Origin of the sequence: Planococcus maritimus (assembly GCF_001592825.1) — a bacterium.
In the GTDB taxonomy this organism is placed as follows: domain Bacteria; phylum Bacillota; class Bacilli; order Bacillales_A; family Planococcaceae; genus Planococcus; species Planococcus maritimus_C.
The window spans coordinates 1-399 of record NZ_LTZG01000024.1; the positions used below are offsets into that span (position 1 = coordinate 1).

The following is a 399-nucleotide window of genomic DNA, read 5'->3' on the forward strand; positions in this document are numbered from 1 at the left end:
CGCAGCGATAATTCACAAGGGCTATGACAGTAAAGTGCATCACGACAGCTGGTCGACGCCCCTTTATCAGACGTCGACTGTTTCATTTGCAAATGCCGCACAAGGAGAAGCCCGTTTTGCTGGCGAGCAGGACGGAAACCTCTACTCGCGCCTCGGCAATCCGCCGGTGCGCGTATTAGAAGAGCGGTTGGCGGAGGTCGAAGGTGGATCCGGTGCACTGGCATTCGGATCAGGGCTGGCTGCAGTCAGTACGATTCTGGTACATTTGACGAAAGCGGGCGATCATGTGCGGTGCTCGCGAGGCATCTCTGGGTGTACACTCGGCTTATTGTCAATTATGGAAGAAAAGTATCGCATTGCTCATTCGCTTATTTGCATGAACGATGAACAGGAGATCTA

Annotated in this window: 1 protein-coding gene; it reads left to right on the forward strand. The window is 53.1% G+C overall.

The window, feature by feature from the left end; translation table 11 throughout:
* Positions 1–7: 7 nt before the first annotated feature.
* The coding region (locus tag AY633_RS12255) for a PLP-dependent transferase (protein WP_260804573.1) at positions 8–399 on the forward strand (392 nt) is incomplete at its 3' end.